Source organism: Streptomyces solicamelliae (genome assembly GCF_045348655.1).
Classification (GTDB): Bacteria; Actinomycetota; Actinomycetes; order Streptomycetales; family Streptomycetaceae; genus Streptomyces; species Streptomyces solicamelliae.
The window spans coordinates 4,460,703-4,474,604 of record NZ_CP160404.1 but is presented as its reverse complement, the minus strand read 5'-3'; the positions used below and the strand labels follow the sequence as shown (position 1 = coordinate 4,474,604).

The following is a 13,902-nucleotide window of genomic DNA, read 5'->3' as shown; positions in this document are numbered from 1 at the left end:
GAGGCGTCACGCCGGGTTACCATCCAGCACGGAGTGCAACGACTCGGGAGCGGAGAGATGCCATGGCGTCGGGTGTCGCAGTCAACGATGCTTGCCTGGAGGAATACCAGGCATTGAAGCTCGGCAGGAAACACAAGTACGTCATCTTCAACCTCAACAAGGACAACACGGAGATCGTCGTCGAGAAGGTCTCCAGCTCCACCGATTACGACGACTTCATCGCGGATCTGCCGGAGACGGAGTGCCGATGGGCCGTCTACGACTTCGAGTTCGAGAAGGAGGAGGCGGGCAAGCGGAACAAGCTCACGTTCGTGAACTGGGCGCCGGACACAGCCAGGATCAAGCAGAAGATGCTCTTCGCGTCCTCCAAGGACGCACTCCGGCGCTCGCTCGTGGGCATCGCGGTGGAGTTGCAGGGCACCGAGTATTCCGAGGTCGCCTACGAGTCGCTCCTCGACAAGGCGAACCGCGGACATTGACCTCCCGCGAAGCAGTTGATCAGTCGAACGGGCTGCCTGCCCGATCCTGAGGAGCGGGGCGCGTTGCGACGGCCTTCGCCGTGGTCCGTCGGCGATCCTGGGGAACCATGCGGATGCTGCTCCTGGTCGTCCTGGTGCTCGCCGCCGTGAACGCGGTCAACAACCGGTTGGCTCCCGGCCTCTACGTACCGGTCTGCGTCACCACGGCGGCCCTGCTCCTGCTGATCGCGCGGCTCTCCGGACTGACGGCGGACGATCTGGGGCTCGGCAGGGATTCCGTCCGCCGCGGTGCGCGATGGGGGCTGATCCTGGTCGCGGCCGTCGTCACGGTGTACCTGGCGGCGCTCGCCGTGCCGTTCACCCGCGATGTCTTCCAGGACCAGCGTGCCGCGGGTCTGGCGGTCGGTGAGCTGGCGTACCGCGTCCTGGTCCGCGTGCCGCTCGGCACGTTGCTGCTGGAGGAGATCGCCTTCCGTGGAGTGCTGTGGGCCATGATGGAACGACGGTGGGGCCACATGTGGGCGACGGCCCTCTCCTCTCTCCTCTTCGGCCTCTGGCACGTCCTGCCGTCACGCGGGCTGACCCGCGCCAACTCTGCGGCGGAGGCCGTCTTCGGCACGGGCACCGCCGGCGTGGCCCTGTCGGTGGTGACGGCTGTAGCCGGCACGGCCCTTGCCGGGGTCCTGCTCTGCGAACTCCGGCGCCGATCGGGAAGCCTGATTCCGCCCATGGCGCTGCACTGGGCGACGAACAGCACGGGGTACGTGCTGGCCTGGGCGGTTGGACGCTGACGGGTTCCCGTCCTCCGCCTTCGCCCGCGCCGCCGCCGGGCTCGTCGGCGCGGTCGTGGGCCTGGCGCTCGTTGCTGTCATCTTCATGCGGGGTACGTCGTACGGAGAGGCAGAAAGCGCCACGTCCTGAGAACGCGGCGGTCGCCCACCCCGTGCACGCACCTGGAGGGACGATGGACCGGGAAGCCGTACACGCAGACCTGCGGCGGGCCACCGCGACGTTCCACCAGTTGCTGGACGCGGCGGACGCCGACGACCTGCGCCGTCGCAGCGACGGCACTCGTTGGACCAACGAGCAATTGCTCTTCCACATGCTGTTCGGCTACGTCGTCGTGCTCGCGCTCCTCCCCCTGGTGCGCTTGTTCGGACGTCTTCCCTCAGGGGCGAACCGCGCCTGGGCGTGGCTGCTCAACGCCTCGACGCGCCCGTTCGACGTGATCAATTACTGGGGCGCCGTGGGCGGAGCGCGGGTGTACGACCACCGCCGGATGGGCGCGACGTTCGATCGCACGATCGCCGCGCTGTCCCGTCGCCTGGACGCCGAACCGGAGGCGACGCTGACGCGGACCATGCGATTTCCGGTGCGGTGGGATCCGTTCTTCAAGGACGTGATGACACTCGAGGACGTCTACCGGTACCCCACGTTGCACTTCGACTTCCACCGCGCCCAGCTCACGCTGCGGCCGCGGCCCTGCTGAGCAGTCGGCCCATGGCGGCCAGTACGGCGCGCTCGACGCGGTAGTGGACCCAGGTGCCGCGCCGCTCGGAGACGGCGGGTTTGTGGAGGCCCTGGTGGTAGGGCCGGAGAACCTCCGGCAGATCGTCGACGGTGATCGGCGCAGGGCGAAGACACAGCACGCGCCCTTCTCCGGGAACCACACTCACCCGCCCGAAAGTCGGTGGAACCGCGGTCCTGTGCGCGGTTACCGTGCTCCCGCCCGCAGTCACTCTGTGAAGGACGTGCCGTTGTACACCAAGTGAGATCCCCCGAGCGCTGATCCGTCGCGCGTCGCACGCCTGTGCGCCGTGCTCCTTTTCGCTGCGGTCCTCTCACGGAAAACCGGTGTATCTCTGTGTCCCGTGCTGCCCATGTGCACCCCCCACTGCCCGTACTACGCCACCTCCCCCTGAACCCGTCGCACGACGACCGACGTCGAACCGACCGCCCGGCCTGGCAGTCGCCGTACGGCCCGCCGCCGCGCCGGGCGCGTCGGGGGCGGTGGGTGTCCGTGCCGGTGTTCGCCAGGACTCGGTCCGCGCTGCGGCGCGGGCACCTGTGCGGCCGGTGCGACTGATCGTCGCTGTCCGCTGAACTCCCCCTACCCCAGAGCGAGTCATCGTGTCCGAGAAGCATCCGCACCCACCGGTGACCACGCTCGCCGCGCTGTGGCGGGAACGACGACCGTCGGGCCCGCCACTCGCCCACACGATCCGCGACACGTACAGGGACCGCTGGGTGCGCTTCCACAGCCTGCCGGAGTCGAAGCGCTACCCGGAGTCCGAGGACGAGTACGCCATCGCGCTGGACCGGTACAACACGGTCCTGGACGAGCTCTTCGCCGGTCAGGACGTCTTCGTCGTGACCGGCGACTGGTCGGACACCCCGAACGGTCCCGCCGGCCACCCGACCCCGCGCGAGGAACTCCACCCCGGCAGCGTGCGCTGGTGGACCGAGTCGGACGTGGACGACCCCGACCCCGACTTCCACACCCACCACCGCCTCTACGCCGACCGGCGCCCCTGGCGCCGCGGCTGCATCGACGGCCTGCTGCGCGCCGTGGCCGACGAGGCGGTGGTGGACGTGTTCGTCACCGACACGGAACTGCGCCGCATCCACCTCCCCTACGACGGCGGCGCGGACGTCGTCCTCACCACCGCCGCAGAACGGGACCTGATCCGTGACCGCCACGCCGCATGGCTCTCCACCCACCCGTCCGGCCTCTGAGAGCTGATACCCCCGGGCCGGCCGGGCGCCTACTGCTGCTTCTGGGGCCAGAAGTAGTACGAGTCGAAATCGCCGCCGCTCACGTGCACCAGCGTGACGAAGCCGGCGACGAGCGCCGCGTCGAGCGAGGCGAGGTTCCTGGCGTCGACGCAGATGCCGTTGACCTTGTAGTCGGGTTCGAGGCGCGAGCGGAAGAACTTCTCCGGGTCGTCCGTCAACGCCGTGCGGTCCTCTTCTCGCACCTCGATGTCGAAGACCTCGAGGGTCTGCGACGTGAGCTCGGTCTTCCGGGTCACCTTCGGCATGGTTCCGCTCCTTCTGCTGGATGAGCCCCTTCCCAGCCTGCGGGCACGACGCGCTTCGGCAAGCTGCGTACGAACGTCCCTCCGCCAGGGGAGTGACCAGCCGCCGGCCCGGCGGGTACGGGAGGGCCGTACGGGCTCCGGCGGCCGCCGGACCGTGTCCGGTCACCGCGACCGCGCCGGGCTCGACCGCCTCCCCGTCCCGCCGGGCCGTGCTTGTCAGCCGGTTCCGGCCCCCGCCCACCTCGCCGTCTCGAACGACGCCGTGCCCGTCGCCGTCGGCTGGTCCGGGAGTTTCGACCAGGCCAGATAGTCGCCCTTCGCGTACACCACGCTGAAGCCGTCCTCCGTGCCCAGCCGCCACAGCGTGCCGCGCGCGAAGTCGTAGACGTACTGGCCCGCGTCGCCGGCCGCGCTGCCGTTGCCCCAGGCCAGGAACTTCGACGTCGAGCGGAGGAACATCGTCGGCGGGGCCGCGTGGCCGAGGGCGAAGGTGAGGGTCTTCTTCGTCGTCCCGTCCCGGGTGTACAGCGTCGCCGTCTGCTGCTCCGGCGCCGCCACCACCCAGCTGATGCGCGTCCCCGACACCGTCAGCGCCGTGATCTCGCGGCCGGTCGGCAGCGGCGCCGCGGTGATCAGGACGTCCTCCTTGCCGTCCGCGGTCACCTTGCGGATCTCGTAGCGGTCCTTCGGGACGTCCGGCGACACGTCCGCCGAGCGGACGTAGTAGACGGATCCGCCCGCCGCCCGCGGCAGCTTGGCGCCGTCCGCCACCGTCGCCGGCTCGCCGCCGCCGTCGAGCGCCTGCGCGACGATGCGGACGCCGAAGTCCCGCTTCCCGGTGCTGGTCGGGTACGCGGTCGCCCAGTACGCCTTCCCGTCGCCGATCGACGGGGCGGAGGTACCCGGCGCCTCCGGCATCTCCTTGCCCTTCGAGACGGACGCGGAGTTGCCGAGCAGCGTGGTCGTGCGGGTCTTCGGCGCGTACGCGAAGACGCACCAGTCGAAGGAGTACAGGTTCGTGCTGGCGGACTCGGTCCAGACGACCGTGCCGTCCCGCTCGTCGGCGTAGACGGCCTGGCGCGGCCGGTCCGAGCAGGTCTGACGGGACTTCGGGAACGGGGTGAAGCGCCCACCTCCCGCGTCCGTCTTCAGTCCTACCTCGCTCTGGCCGATCGTCACCGTCCCGTCCCCCGTCTTCGGGGGCGGGTTGGCGGCCGCGACGAGCCCGCCGCCGGACGTGACGTCCAGGACGGTGAGGGTGCGGCCGCCGGATGCGTCCGACGTGGAGACGAAGCCCGGACGGTACTGCCGGCCGGCAGCCGCCGTTCCGGCCTTCTGCGTGTCCAGCGTGGTCGGTGCCGTGGTGGGAGGACGGGTGGCGCCCGCGTCGCCGCGGGAGCCACCCTCACTCGTGCACGCGACCAGGCCGACCAGGAGAGCCACAAGGGGTACTGCCGACCGTGCGCGCATGCTAGTAGGCGATCCCGTTCGACTGGAGGAAGTAGCGGGCGAAATTGCCGGTGTTGTAGCTGAAGGTCTTGTTGACCGACGACCACACGGTGGTGGACGGGTCCGCCCACTTGCTGGTGGCGCCGCTGTTGGTGTAGCCGTACGCGGTGATCCAGTGGCCGATGGTCTTGTTGACCGGGTGGCCGTTGTAGTGGCGGCCGTTGGCGAACTCGACCGTGTCGGCGGCGACCGCCATGCCGTTGCCGCCGAGGGTGTGCCGGAGGGCCTTCACCGTCTGGGTGGCGGTGGGCTTGGGGACCTGCACGTAGTACGGCTCGCCGCGCCAGCGGTTGACGCCGGTGACGAACCGCTTGCTGCTCCAGTCCGTGCGGCCGGCGTTCTGGGTGTTCATGTGGGCGCTGTTGGCCAGGTTGGCCTGGCTGAAGGCGTTGCGGTTGTACTTGCTGCGGATCGCACCGTCCTTCATCTTGATCATCATGGCGCCGGTCGCGGGGCCGCAGTAGAAGTTCTTCGCCTGGCCGTAGTGCGTCAGGCGCAGCGTGCGCGAGGTCGGCGCGGCCATGGCGGCGAAGCCGCCGCTGCGGGCCTGGACGGTGCGGTGGTCGGTGATCTTGTACTTCTTCAGGTACGCGGTCTCCCGCCGCTGGACCGCCGCGAGGTCGCCGTGGCCCTCCACGGCCGCGTACCACGCCTCGGTCAGCGCGATCTTCTCCTTGGCCTGGGCCGTCAGCGGCTCGGCGCCGGGGCCGGTGACGTCGGCGCCGGTGTAGTTGCCGGTGACCCCGCCCCGCGGACCCTCTGCCGCCTGCGCGGCGGGGGCGCCGAGCACGGCGACGGAGGCGAGGGCGAGGCCGAGGACGCCGGCGGTGACGCCGGTACGGCCAGGTCGTGACGTTCGCATGATTCTCTTCCACTCCTCAGGCGCGCAGCCACGGACGTGGCGTGCGCAGGTCGAAGGAGGGTCCGCGGGCGATGGTCGACGCCCGCGCGTACCCCGCCGCCCGGTGCGGGCGGCGGGGTACCCCCCGTGAAGCACGACTCATACAACTCTCGTCACAACAGCCCCACAACGGCCCGCAGGACCCAACCGGCACCCGAGCCGGACCCAACCGCCGCACAGCCAGGGCCCATTCACAGGACTGGGCCCGGCCTACCGTCCGCCGCGCGCCGCCCCGCACGTGGACAGCGAGCACCAGCGGCGGCGGCCCGTCGCGTCCAGGAACAGCCATCCGCAGTCGTCGCTCGGGCAGGTACGGATCGTGAGGCGGCGCGGGTCGGTGAGGAGGTCGGCGGCCGCTCGGGCGACGGCGTACAGCGGAAGCCGCAGGCCCGCCGCGGGAGTCGGGCGCCAGTGGGCCAGGCCGTCCGGGCCCAGGGTCAGTACCGCGGCGCGCGCCGCCTCGCGGGCCACGGCCGCGACCGCGGTGAAGGCGGGGACGTCGGCGGGGTCGGTCAGGCAGGCGTACAGCTGCGTACGGAACTCCCGCGCCTCGGCCAGCGCCGCCTCCGCCTCCTCCGGGCTCCGCCCGGCCCGCTCGACGAGCTGGGCGACGACGCCCTCGTCCGCGAGGTCCAGATGACCGGCCCACACGGCGAGCGTGCGGTACGTGCGCAGCCAGTCCGACCCGGGGATGCGGGGGGCGTGGCGCCAGCCCGCGAAGGTGTTGCAGAACTCCAGCGCCGGATGCCCACCGGTGGACCACGGCAGCCACTCCTCGTCGACCCGCACCGCGTACAGCGGGGCCGGCGGCCGATCGAGGCGCGGGTCGGCGGTCAGGACCCGCTGGTGCAGGGTGCTGAGCGCGGGGCCGGGGTCGATGCCGAGCTCGGCTGCCAGATGGGCCCGGGTCCGCTCGTACAGCTCCAGCGCCTCGGCGCGCCGGCCCGCCCGGTACAGCGCGGTCATCCGGGCCGCCACCAGGCCCTCGCGGTCGTGGAGTTCGTCGGCGAGCGGGGTCAGGTCGGCGAGGACCCGCTCGTGCAGGCCCATGGCGAGCTGGGCCTCGGCGCGCTGCTCCAGGGCGGTCAGCCGCAGTTGGGCGAGCCGTCCGTCGAGCCGGTCACGCAGCTCGTCGTCGATCACGTCGGCGAGCAGCGGGCCCCGCCACAGGGCGAGGGCCCGGTCGTAACGGCGTACCTTCTCCGCGGGGTCGCCGGCGACCGCCGCCTGCCCGATCTCGTCGCGGAACTCCCGTACGTCCACGGTGTGTCCGTCCGCCTCGGCGAGGTCGAGTGCGTAGCCGTCGTGCCGGGTGTCGACGGGCAGCCCGTACGGCCGCAGCGCGGCCCGCAGCCGGCCGACGTACGTGTGGACGGTCGCCCGCGCGGCGGGCGGCGGGGTGTCGTTCCACAGCAGGCCGATCAGCCGCTCCGTGGTCACCGCCGCGCCCGACTCCAGGAGCAGCACGGCGAGCAGGCAGCGCTCCTGGCGGCGCAGCCCGCGCAGCACCCGCTCACCGCCCTGCCACGCCCCGAAGGGGCCCAACAGGCGGAATTCCAGGGGCGCTTGAATGGTCGACATGATCGTCACGGCGCCACCCTAACCAGGGTGGTCAGAATCCGGTCAGACGGCGGCGCGAGGCTCGGGACGTCCACGGGGAGCACCCCGTCACATCGTCCCGACAGGAGTCCGCCCATGCGCGTGTTCGCCGCCTCCCTCACCGCCGCCACCGCCCTGCTCGCACTGACCGCCCCCGCCCAGGCCGCCGAGAGCGGCGGCGAGGGCTGGGTCCCCGCGCCCACCCCGGCGTACTCCTTCCCCGCCGGGACGCGCTGCGACTTCCCCGTGCGCACCGAGCCGGTCGTCGACGAGGTCGTCAAGCGCACGATCCGGTCGTACGAGGACGACACCCCGCGGCTCGTCGCCTACCAGGGCGCCCTGGTCGTGCGCGTCACGAACGCCGACACCGGCGCGTACGTCGACGCCGACGCGAGCGGGCGGGCGCTCATCGAGATCCGGCCCGACCGCTCCCAGTTCTGGCAGGTCTCCGGGCCGATCCTCGCGGGCTTCGGCGAGAACGCCGGGACGCTGCCGCGCGGCCTGTACACGATCGACGGCACGTACACCCTCGAGGTCTCCGCGGCCGGCGTGAAGACGCTCACCATGGCGCACGGCACGACCGACGACCTGTGCGAGCGGATCGGATAGAGCCCGAAGCACACGTTTTACTACAGAACCGTGACATGACCGTTTCGTCGCCGTTCTGCCGAACGTCCCCCTCCGCTCCTACCGTGAGAATCACATGACGCATCGTCAACCCCAGGGGGACTTGCATGACTTCGACACCACCTCACGGCGGCACCCACACCCGTAGCCGGTCCCGTACCCGCACCCGGCGCCTCACCGCCGCCGCGGCGGCGACCTCGCTCGTCGTCGCCGGCGGGATCCTCGGCACCGCCGCACCCGCGCAGGCGTTCGGCGGCTGCTCCGAGATCGCCGGGGCCCGGGCGTGCTGGAACAGCGACCGGGACGTCTTCACGCTCACGGACACCGCCGACGACGGCGCGTACGTCCGCGTGGAGTACCTCGCCGACATCGCCGAGGACGACGTCGTCGGCAGCTTCGAGAACCACCGCGGGCCGCACACCACGAAGCGGCTCCGGCTGGGCTCGCTGAACCTGCCGGAGAGCAAGGCCATGGTGTGGTCGGTCTCCGTGTGGGCCGGCGACCGGCTGATCGAGCAGGGGCCGGTCCAGTACCACACCACATGACCGGGCCTCCCGGAAAAGCAGCGGGCGGCGCCCCCGTCAGGGGACGCCGCCCGCAGGGCGTACGGCAGCGCGTCAGACCGCAGAACCGGCCTTCCACTGCTCCCAGCTCATGTTCCAGCCGTTGAGGCCGTTGTCCGGGGCGATGGTCTTGTCCTTGGAGTTCTTCACGACCACGACGTCACCGACGATCGAGTTGTCGTAGAACCAGGCGGCCATCTGGTTCGGGTCGCCCGCGCCCTTGACGTCGTTCAGGCCCACGCAGCCGTGGCTGGTGTTGGCGGAGCCGAAGATCGAGTCCGGGCCCCAGTAGTTGCCGTGGATGAACGTGCCCGAGGTGGACAGGCGCATGGCGTGCGGCACGTCCTTGATGTCGTACTCGCCCTTGCCGTCGTCGTCCGTGAAGCCGACCGTCGCACCGTTCATCCGGGTCTCCTTGAACTTCTCGGAGATCACCATCCGACCGTTGTAGGTCGGGTTCTCCGGGGAGCCGGCGGAGATCGGGATGGTCCGGACGACCTTGCCGTCCTGCGTGATCTTCATCGTCTTCGTCGCGACGTCGACGGTGGAGACCTGGTTGCGGCCGATCTTGAAGGTGACGGTCTTCTGCTGGACGCCGAAGACGCCCTTCGCGCCCTCGACGCCGTCGAGGTCCAGCTTCAGCGTGACGGTCGAGCCCTCGGTCCAGTAGTCGTCCGGACGGAAGTCGAGCCGCTGGGAGTTGAACCAGTGGCCGACGACCTCCTGGCCGGTGCTGGAGGAGACGGTGATGCCGCCCTGGACGGCCTTGCGGTCGGTGATCGCCTTGTTGAAGTTGATCGAGACCGGCATGCCGACGCCGACGGTGGAGCCGTCCTCCGGCGTGAAGTTGCCGATGAAGCTGTTCGCCTTGGAGACCGTGGTGAACGAGGTGTTCTCGTGCGCCTCCAGGCCGTCCGCGTCCTTCGCCGTGGCGGCGATCTTGTAGACGGTGGCCCGCTCCAGCTGCTCGGTCGGCTGCCAGCTGGTGCCGTCCGCGGAGATCTCACCCTTGATCGTGGCGCCGTCGGCGCTGGTCATGGTGACCTCGGTCAGCTTGCCGCCGGCGACCGTGACCTTCGCGTCCTTGTTGATCGACGCGTTCACCGCGCCGTTCTTCGGCGTGATGGATATCTGCGCCTTGGAGGTCTTCGCGGCCGCCGCCTCGTCGACCTGCTCCTGCGATCCGGGAGTCTTCGCGCCCGTCGCCCCGCCCTCGTCGCCCCCGCTGCACGCAGAGAGCACCAGCACGCCGCCGAGCACTGCGGCAGCCGCCGAGAGGCCCTTCTTGCGCCGCCAGCCGTCCGTGATCACACGCTTCTCCATCGTTGCCGAATTCCCCTACCGACAGTCTCTAAGAACACCCATGAGAACCCGAGCGGTTCCCGGTCCGTCGGGTTTGTGGGGAACACCACTGATCGACGCACCCCCGGAGCGGTTGGTTCCAGGTATACGGAAAAAGCCCCGGGCGCCGTCTCGCGACGGTGCTCCGGGGCCTTCCGGACCCGTGTGTTCAGGCCCGGACGACCGGATCACCGTCCTCGTCGTCTTCCTCCGCCACATCATCCTCGTCGAGGTCCCACTCCAGGGACTCGGGGTCGTGATCGACGGGCTCGGTGCTCCACGAGGCGTGCGCCAGCTCGACGCCGGGCACCGCGCCGAGCAGCTCGACGGGGTCGACGAGGTAGGCCAGAGCCTCCGACTCGTCCTCGCGGACCGCGTCCTCGGCGAAGGCCCGCTCGGAGGCCGGCATGAGCTCGTCGACCGCGATCCGCTCCAGAGCGGCGGCGGTCAGGGCCTCGGGGTCGCCGACCTCGAGCACCAGATCCACCCGAAGCCGTACAAAACGTGAGGTCTCAGAAGTCGTCATACGACGGAGCGTAAGCTCCCGGGAGGCTCGGCTTTCCCCCGACCCGCTGAGTTCATTAGCATCGGCGCACGTCGCCAATTCGCGGTTTCCGCAAGGGGGATCGAATTTCCGTGTCCGTCGCTCGCCGACCGCTGCTGACCGCCACCGCCGCGGGTTCGCTGCTGTGCGCGCTGTGGTTCGTCCCGTCCGCGAACGCCACCGGCGGGGAGCAGGCCCCCGCGCAGCGCCATGCCACCGTCACGGAGAGCGACCAGGAGGAGTTGCGGCTCGCCGACACCGGCAGCGGTGTGGACACCACGCCGTACCTGCTGGGCGGCACGGGCTTCCTCGTCGTCGGCGCGGGCTTCGTGACGCTGGCGATGAGACAGGGCGGCCGCCGCGCGTACTGAGGCGCGCGCAGGGACGTACGTGAGGGCCGCACCCGGCGACCGGGTGCGGCCCTCACGGCGTGCCCGCCGTTCGGTCCGGCGTCGTTACGCCAGCGGGCCGGTGACCGTCTCGACGGCGGTGACGAGCTTGCCGCTGCGGACGAAGACGTCGGCGGCCTCCAGGTCCGGGGCGAGGAAGCGGTCCGGGCCGGGGCCCTGGACGCCGGCCTGGCGCAGCGCCTCGATGGCCGCCTGCGAGGCGGGCGCCGGGGTCAGGCCGTGGCGGAGCTCGATGCCGCGGGTGGCGGCGTACAGCTCGACGGCGAGGATCCGGTTGAGGTTGCCGATCGCGGTGCGCAGCTTGCGGGCGGCGGACCAGCCCATGGAGACGTGGTCCTCCTGCATGGCGGAGGACGGGATGGAGTCGGCGGAGGCCGGGACGGCGAGCCGCTTCATCTCGCTGACCAGGGCGGCCTGGGTGTACTGGGCGATCATCAGGCCCGAGTCGACGCCGGCGTCGTCGGCGAGGAACGGCGGCAGGCCGTGGCTGCGGTTCTTGTCGAGCAGCCGGTCGGTGCGGCGCTCGGCGATGGAGCCGAGGTCGGCGGCGGCGATCGCGAGGAAGTCGAGGACGTACGCGACCGGGGCGCCGTGGAAGTTGCCGTTGGACTCGACGCGGCCGTCGGGGAGCACGACCGGGTTGTCGACGGCGGAGGCGAGCTCGCGGTCGGCGACGAGACGGGCGTGTGTCATGGTGTCGCGGCCGGCGCCGGCGACCTGCGGGGCGCAGCGGATGGAGTACGCGTCCTGGACGCGCGGGGCCTCGTCGGCCTGGAAGTGGCCGGTGAGCTCGGAGCCGTCGAGCACGGCGAGCATGTTGGCGGCGGAGGCGCCCTGGCCCGGGTGGGGGCGGATGGCGTGCAGCTCGGGGCGCAGGACCTTGTCGGTGCCGAGCAGGGCCTCCAGGGAGAGCGCCGCGGTGATGTCGGCGGTCTTGTAGAGGGTGTCGAGGTCGGCGAGGGCCATGCAGAGCATGCCGAGCATGCCGTCGGTGCCGTTGAGGAGGGCGAGGCCCTCCTTCTCGCGGAGCTCGACGGGCGCGATGCCGTGCGCGGCGAGCAGCTCGCCCGCGGGCTTCACGACGCCGTCGGGGCCCTCCGCGTCGCCCTCGCCCATGAGCGCGAGGGCGCAGTGGGAGAGCGGCGCGAGGTCGCCGGAGCAGCCGAGGGAGCCGTACTCGTGGACGACCGGGGTGATGCCGGCGTTGAGCAGGTCGGCCATGGTCTGCGCGACCTCGGGGCGGACGCCGGTACGGCCGGAGGCGACGGTCTTGAGCCGCAGGAACATCAGCGCGCGCACCACCTCGCGCTCGACGCGCGGGCCCATGCCGGCGGCGTGCGAGCGGACGATGTTGCGCTGCAGCTGGGCGCGGAGCTCCTGGCTGATGTGCCGGGTGGCGAGCGCACCGAAGCCCGTCGAGACGCCGTAGACCGGCTCGGGCTTGGCGGCGAGCGCGTCGACGACGGCCCGCGCGTCGGCGAGCGCCTGCAGGGCCTCCGGCGAGAGCTCGACACGGGCGCCGTGACGGGCTACGGCGATGACGTCCTGCGCGGTGGTGCCGGACGTCCCCAGCACGACTGTTTGCATATCCATATTCAGCAGCCTACGGACTGAATCCCAACATGTCACCACCCCTCTTGCGCATCGCCCCTTACAAGGGGTGTCGTCGCAGGTCAGGGCGGTGAATGTCAGGGAGGGTCGGGTGAACGAAGGGGGCCGTCGGCGTCACAGCGGCGGGGCGTCGCGGAAGCGGCGGCGGTCTCGGGGGTGGGGAGGTGGCGCGTCGGCGAGGCGGACGACGGCGCCGTCGCGGCCGGCGACGACGGGCTTGGCCGAGCGGGCGGCCTTGGCCTGGTACTGGGCGGCGTCCGCGAGGCGGAACAGGCGGCGGGCCGAGCGGAGCGGGCCGATCGGGTCACCGGTGGACGCGACGCCGCAGGCCACGCCCTCCCCGAGTTCCAGCTCCTCGGCCCGGACGCACAGTTCGTCCGCGACCCGGACGACCTCGTCCGCCGAAGGGCCGACGGAGAGCAGGCAGAACTCGTCGCCGCCGAGCCGCGCCGCCAGCGCGCCCCGCAACCTCGCCCCACAGCGTGACAGTACGGAGCCGAAACGTTCCAGCAGTCGATCACCGACGGCATGGCCATGGGTGTCGTTGACCCGTTTCAGGCCGTTGAGGTCACACACCACGAGGCTGACCACCGTGCCGTCCGCGCGGTAGCGCTCGATCGCCTCGTCGAGCCGGGCGTCCACCGCGCGGCGGTTGGCCAGGCCGGTCAGCGGGTCGGTGAAGGCCAGCGTACGGACCTCCTCCAGGCGCTCCGCCTGGACGATCCCCGCCGCGACCACGGCCGCGAGGACCGTCGCGAAGCCCGCGTCGTCCCGGTCGAAGACCGGCGCCCCGGCCGGCCGCGCCACGTACAGCTCGCCCCAGGCCCGCCCGTGCAGCACGATCGGCGCCACCACGCAGCAGCCCCGGCCGCGCCGCCGCAGCCCGAGGACCCGGCCGGTCGCCGGCTCGTCGGCGGCGGTCTCCACCCACGCGTCGGGCCCGCCGCCGCCCGCCCAGCGCTCGTGCAGGAACTCCGTGATCTCGGGGAACTCGTGCACCGGATACGACTCGGAGTCCGGGAACTCCTCCTCGCCCCGCGCCCGCTCCCCCGCGTTGACCAGCACCTTCAGCCGGCCATGGTCCCGCTCCCACACCGACACCGCGGCGAACCCGCCGCCGAGCCCGGCCATGGCGCCGAGCGCCGCCGCCCGCCAGGACTCCCGCGGGGTGTGTGCCGCCGCCATCGCCTGCGCCAGGGCCACTACGGCCCGCAGCCGCACATCCTCTCCCATTCCTCCAGCTTAGGGAGGTTTCGCCCGTTTTCCCTCGCGAGCCG

General features: G+C 71.5%; 15 protein-coding genes and 1 pseudogene. 7 read left to right on the top strand and 9 right to left on the bottom strand.

Features of this window, described 5'->3' with window-relative positions; all coding sequences use genetic code 11:
• Positions 1-62: 62 nt before the first annotated feature.
• From ABZO31_RS20970 to ABZO31_RS20960, 3 genes are all read left to right on the top strand, one after another.
• Positions 63-479 (top strand): actin-binding ADF family protein, encoded by a 417-nt coding sequence (locus tag ABZO31_RS20970; RefSeq protein ID WP_406862765.1) that lies wholly within the window; start codon positions 63-65, stop codon positions 477-479.
• A gap of 107 nt (positions 480-586) precedes the next feature.
• Entirely contained in the window at positions 587-1,270 is a 684-nt protein-coding gene (locus ABZO31_RS20965) for a CPBP family intramembrane glutamic endopeptidase (protein WP_406862764.1), read from the top strand.
• A gap of 173 nt (positions 1,271-1,443) precedes the next feature.
• Positions 1,444-1,968 carry a DinB family protein gene (locus tag ABZO31_RS20960; RefSeq protein WP_406862763.1) on the top strand — a complete coding sequence of 175 codons (525 nt, stop codon included), beginning with the start codon at positions 1,444-1,446 and terminating at the stop codon, positions 1,966-1,968.
• Here the strand turns inward: ABZO31_RS20960 and ABZO31_RS20955 are convergent.
• Positions 1,943-2,038: pseudogene (locus tag ABZO31_RS20955) on the bottom strand (transcriptional regulator); the annotation flags it as partial. The gene ABZO31_RS20960 and the pseudogene ABZO31_RS20955 overlap by 26 nt on opposite strands.
• Positions 2,039-2,609: 571 nt before the next feature.
• On the opposite strand from ABZO31_RS20955, the gene ABZO31_RS20950 reads away from it, so the two are divergent.
• Positions 2,610-3,215: a DUF3885 domain-containing protein gene (locus ABZO31_RS20950; RefSeq protein ID WP_406862762.1), complete on the top strand. Its 606-nt coding sequence runs from the start codon at positions 2,610-2,612 to the stop codon at positions 3,213-3,215.
• A 29-nt stretch (positions 3,216-3,244) separates the two neighbouring features.
• On the opposite strand, the gene ABZO31_RS20945 is transcribed toward ABZO31_RS20950, so the two are convergent.
• From ABZO31_RS20945 to ABZO31_RS20930, 4 genes are all read right to left on the bottom strand, one after another.
• Positions 3,245-3,520 (bottom strand): hypothetical protein, encoded by a 276-nt coding sequence (locus ABZO31_RS20945; RefSeq protein WP_406862761.1) that lies wholly within the window; start codon positions 3,518-3,520, stop codon positions 3,245-3,247.
• A gap of 216 nt (positions 3,521-3,736) precedes the next feature.
• Complete coding sequence (locus ABZO31_RS20940) at positions 3,737-4,963, bottom strand: hypothetical protein (RefSeq protein WP_406862760.1); 1,227 nt, start codon at positions 4,961-4,963, stop codon at positions 3,737-3,739.
• 28 nt (positions 4,964-4,991) lie between these two features.
• A complete protein-coding gene (locus ABZO31_RS20935) occupies positions 4,992-5,891 on the bottom strand; it encodes a hypothetical protein (RefSeq protein ID WP_406862759.1) in 900 nt (299 codons plus the stop codon).
• Positions 5,892-6,140: 249 nt separating this feature from the next.
• The gene (locus ABZO31_RS20930) at positions 6,141-7,511 is read right to left on the bottom strand and encodes a BTAD domain-containing putative transcriptional regulator (RefSeq protein ID WP_406862758.1); all 1,371 of its coding nucleotides are present in this window, start codon (positions 7,509-7,511) and stop codon (positions 6,141-6,143) included.
• Between the two features lie 114 nt (positions 7,512-7,625).
• Between ABZO31_RS20930 and ABZO31_RS20925 the strand changes: the two genes are divergently transcribed.
• Entirely contained in the window at positions 7,626-8,138 is a 513-nt protein-coding gene (locus tag ABZO31_RS20925; protein WP_406862757.1) for a hypothetical protein, read from the top strand.
• Positions 8,139-8,263: 125 nt separating this feature from the next.
• On the top strand, positions 8,264-8,701 hold the full coding sequence (locus ABZO31_RS20920; RefSeq protein WP_406862756.1) for a hypothetical protein: 438 nt from the start codon (positions 8,264-8,266) through the stop codon (positions 8,699-8,701).
• 72 nt (positions 8,702-8,773) lie between these two features.
• Here ABZO31_RS20920 and ABZO31_RS20915 read toward each other — a convergent pair whose 3' ends face one another.
• Both ABZO31_RS20915 and ABZO31_RS20910 read right to left on the bottom strand, forming a co-directional pair.
• A complete protein-coding gene (locus ABZO31_RS20915; RefSeq protein ID WP_406862755.1) occupies positions 8,774-10,042 on the bottom strand; it encodes a L,D-transpeptidase in 1,269 nt (422 codons plus the stop codon).
• A 187-nt stretch (positions 10,043-10,229) separates the two neighbouring features.
• Positions 10,230-10,547, bottom strand: a complete 318-nt coding sequence (locus tag ABZO31_RS20910) for a hypothetical protein (RefSeq protein ID WP_406862754.1) — start codon at positions 10,545-10,547, stop codon at positions 10,230-10,232.
• 149 nt (positions 10,548-10,696) lie between these two features.
• Between ABZO31_RS20910 and ABZO31_RS20905 the strand changes: the two genes are divergently transcribed.
• Positions 10,697-10,975 carry a hypothetical protein gene (locus ABZO31_RS20905; protein WP_406862753.1) on the top strand — a complete coding sequence of 93 codons (279 nt, stop codon included), beginning with the start codon at positions 10,697-10,699 and terminating at the stop codon, positions 10,973-10,975.
• A gap of 84 nt (positions 10,976-11,059) precedes the next feature.
• Here the strand turns inward: ABZO31_RS20905 and hutH are convergent, their stop codons facing one another.
• The gene (gene hutH, locus ABZO31_RS20900; RefSeq protein WP_406865423.1) at positions 11,060-12,601 is read right to left on the bottom strand and encodes a histidine ammonia-lyase; all 1,542 of its coding nucleotides are present in this window, start codon (positions 12,599-12,601) and stop codon (positions 11,060-11,062) included.
• A 138-nt stretch (positions 12,602-12,739) separates the two neighbouring features.
• Positions 12,740-13,858, bottom strand: a complete 1,119-nt coding sequence (locus ABZO31_RS20895) for a diguanylate cyclase domain-containing protein (RefSeq protein WP_406862752.1) — start codon at positions 13,856-13,858, stop codon at positions 12,740-12,742.
• Positions 13,859-13,902 lie beyond the last annotated feature (44 nt).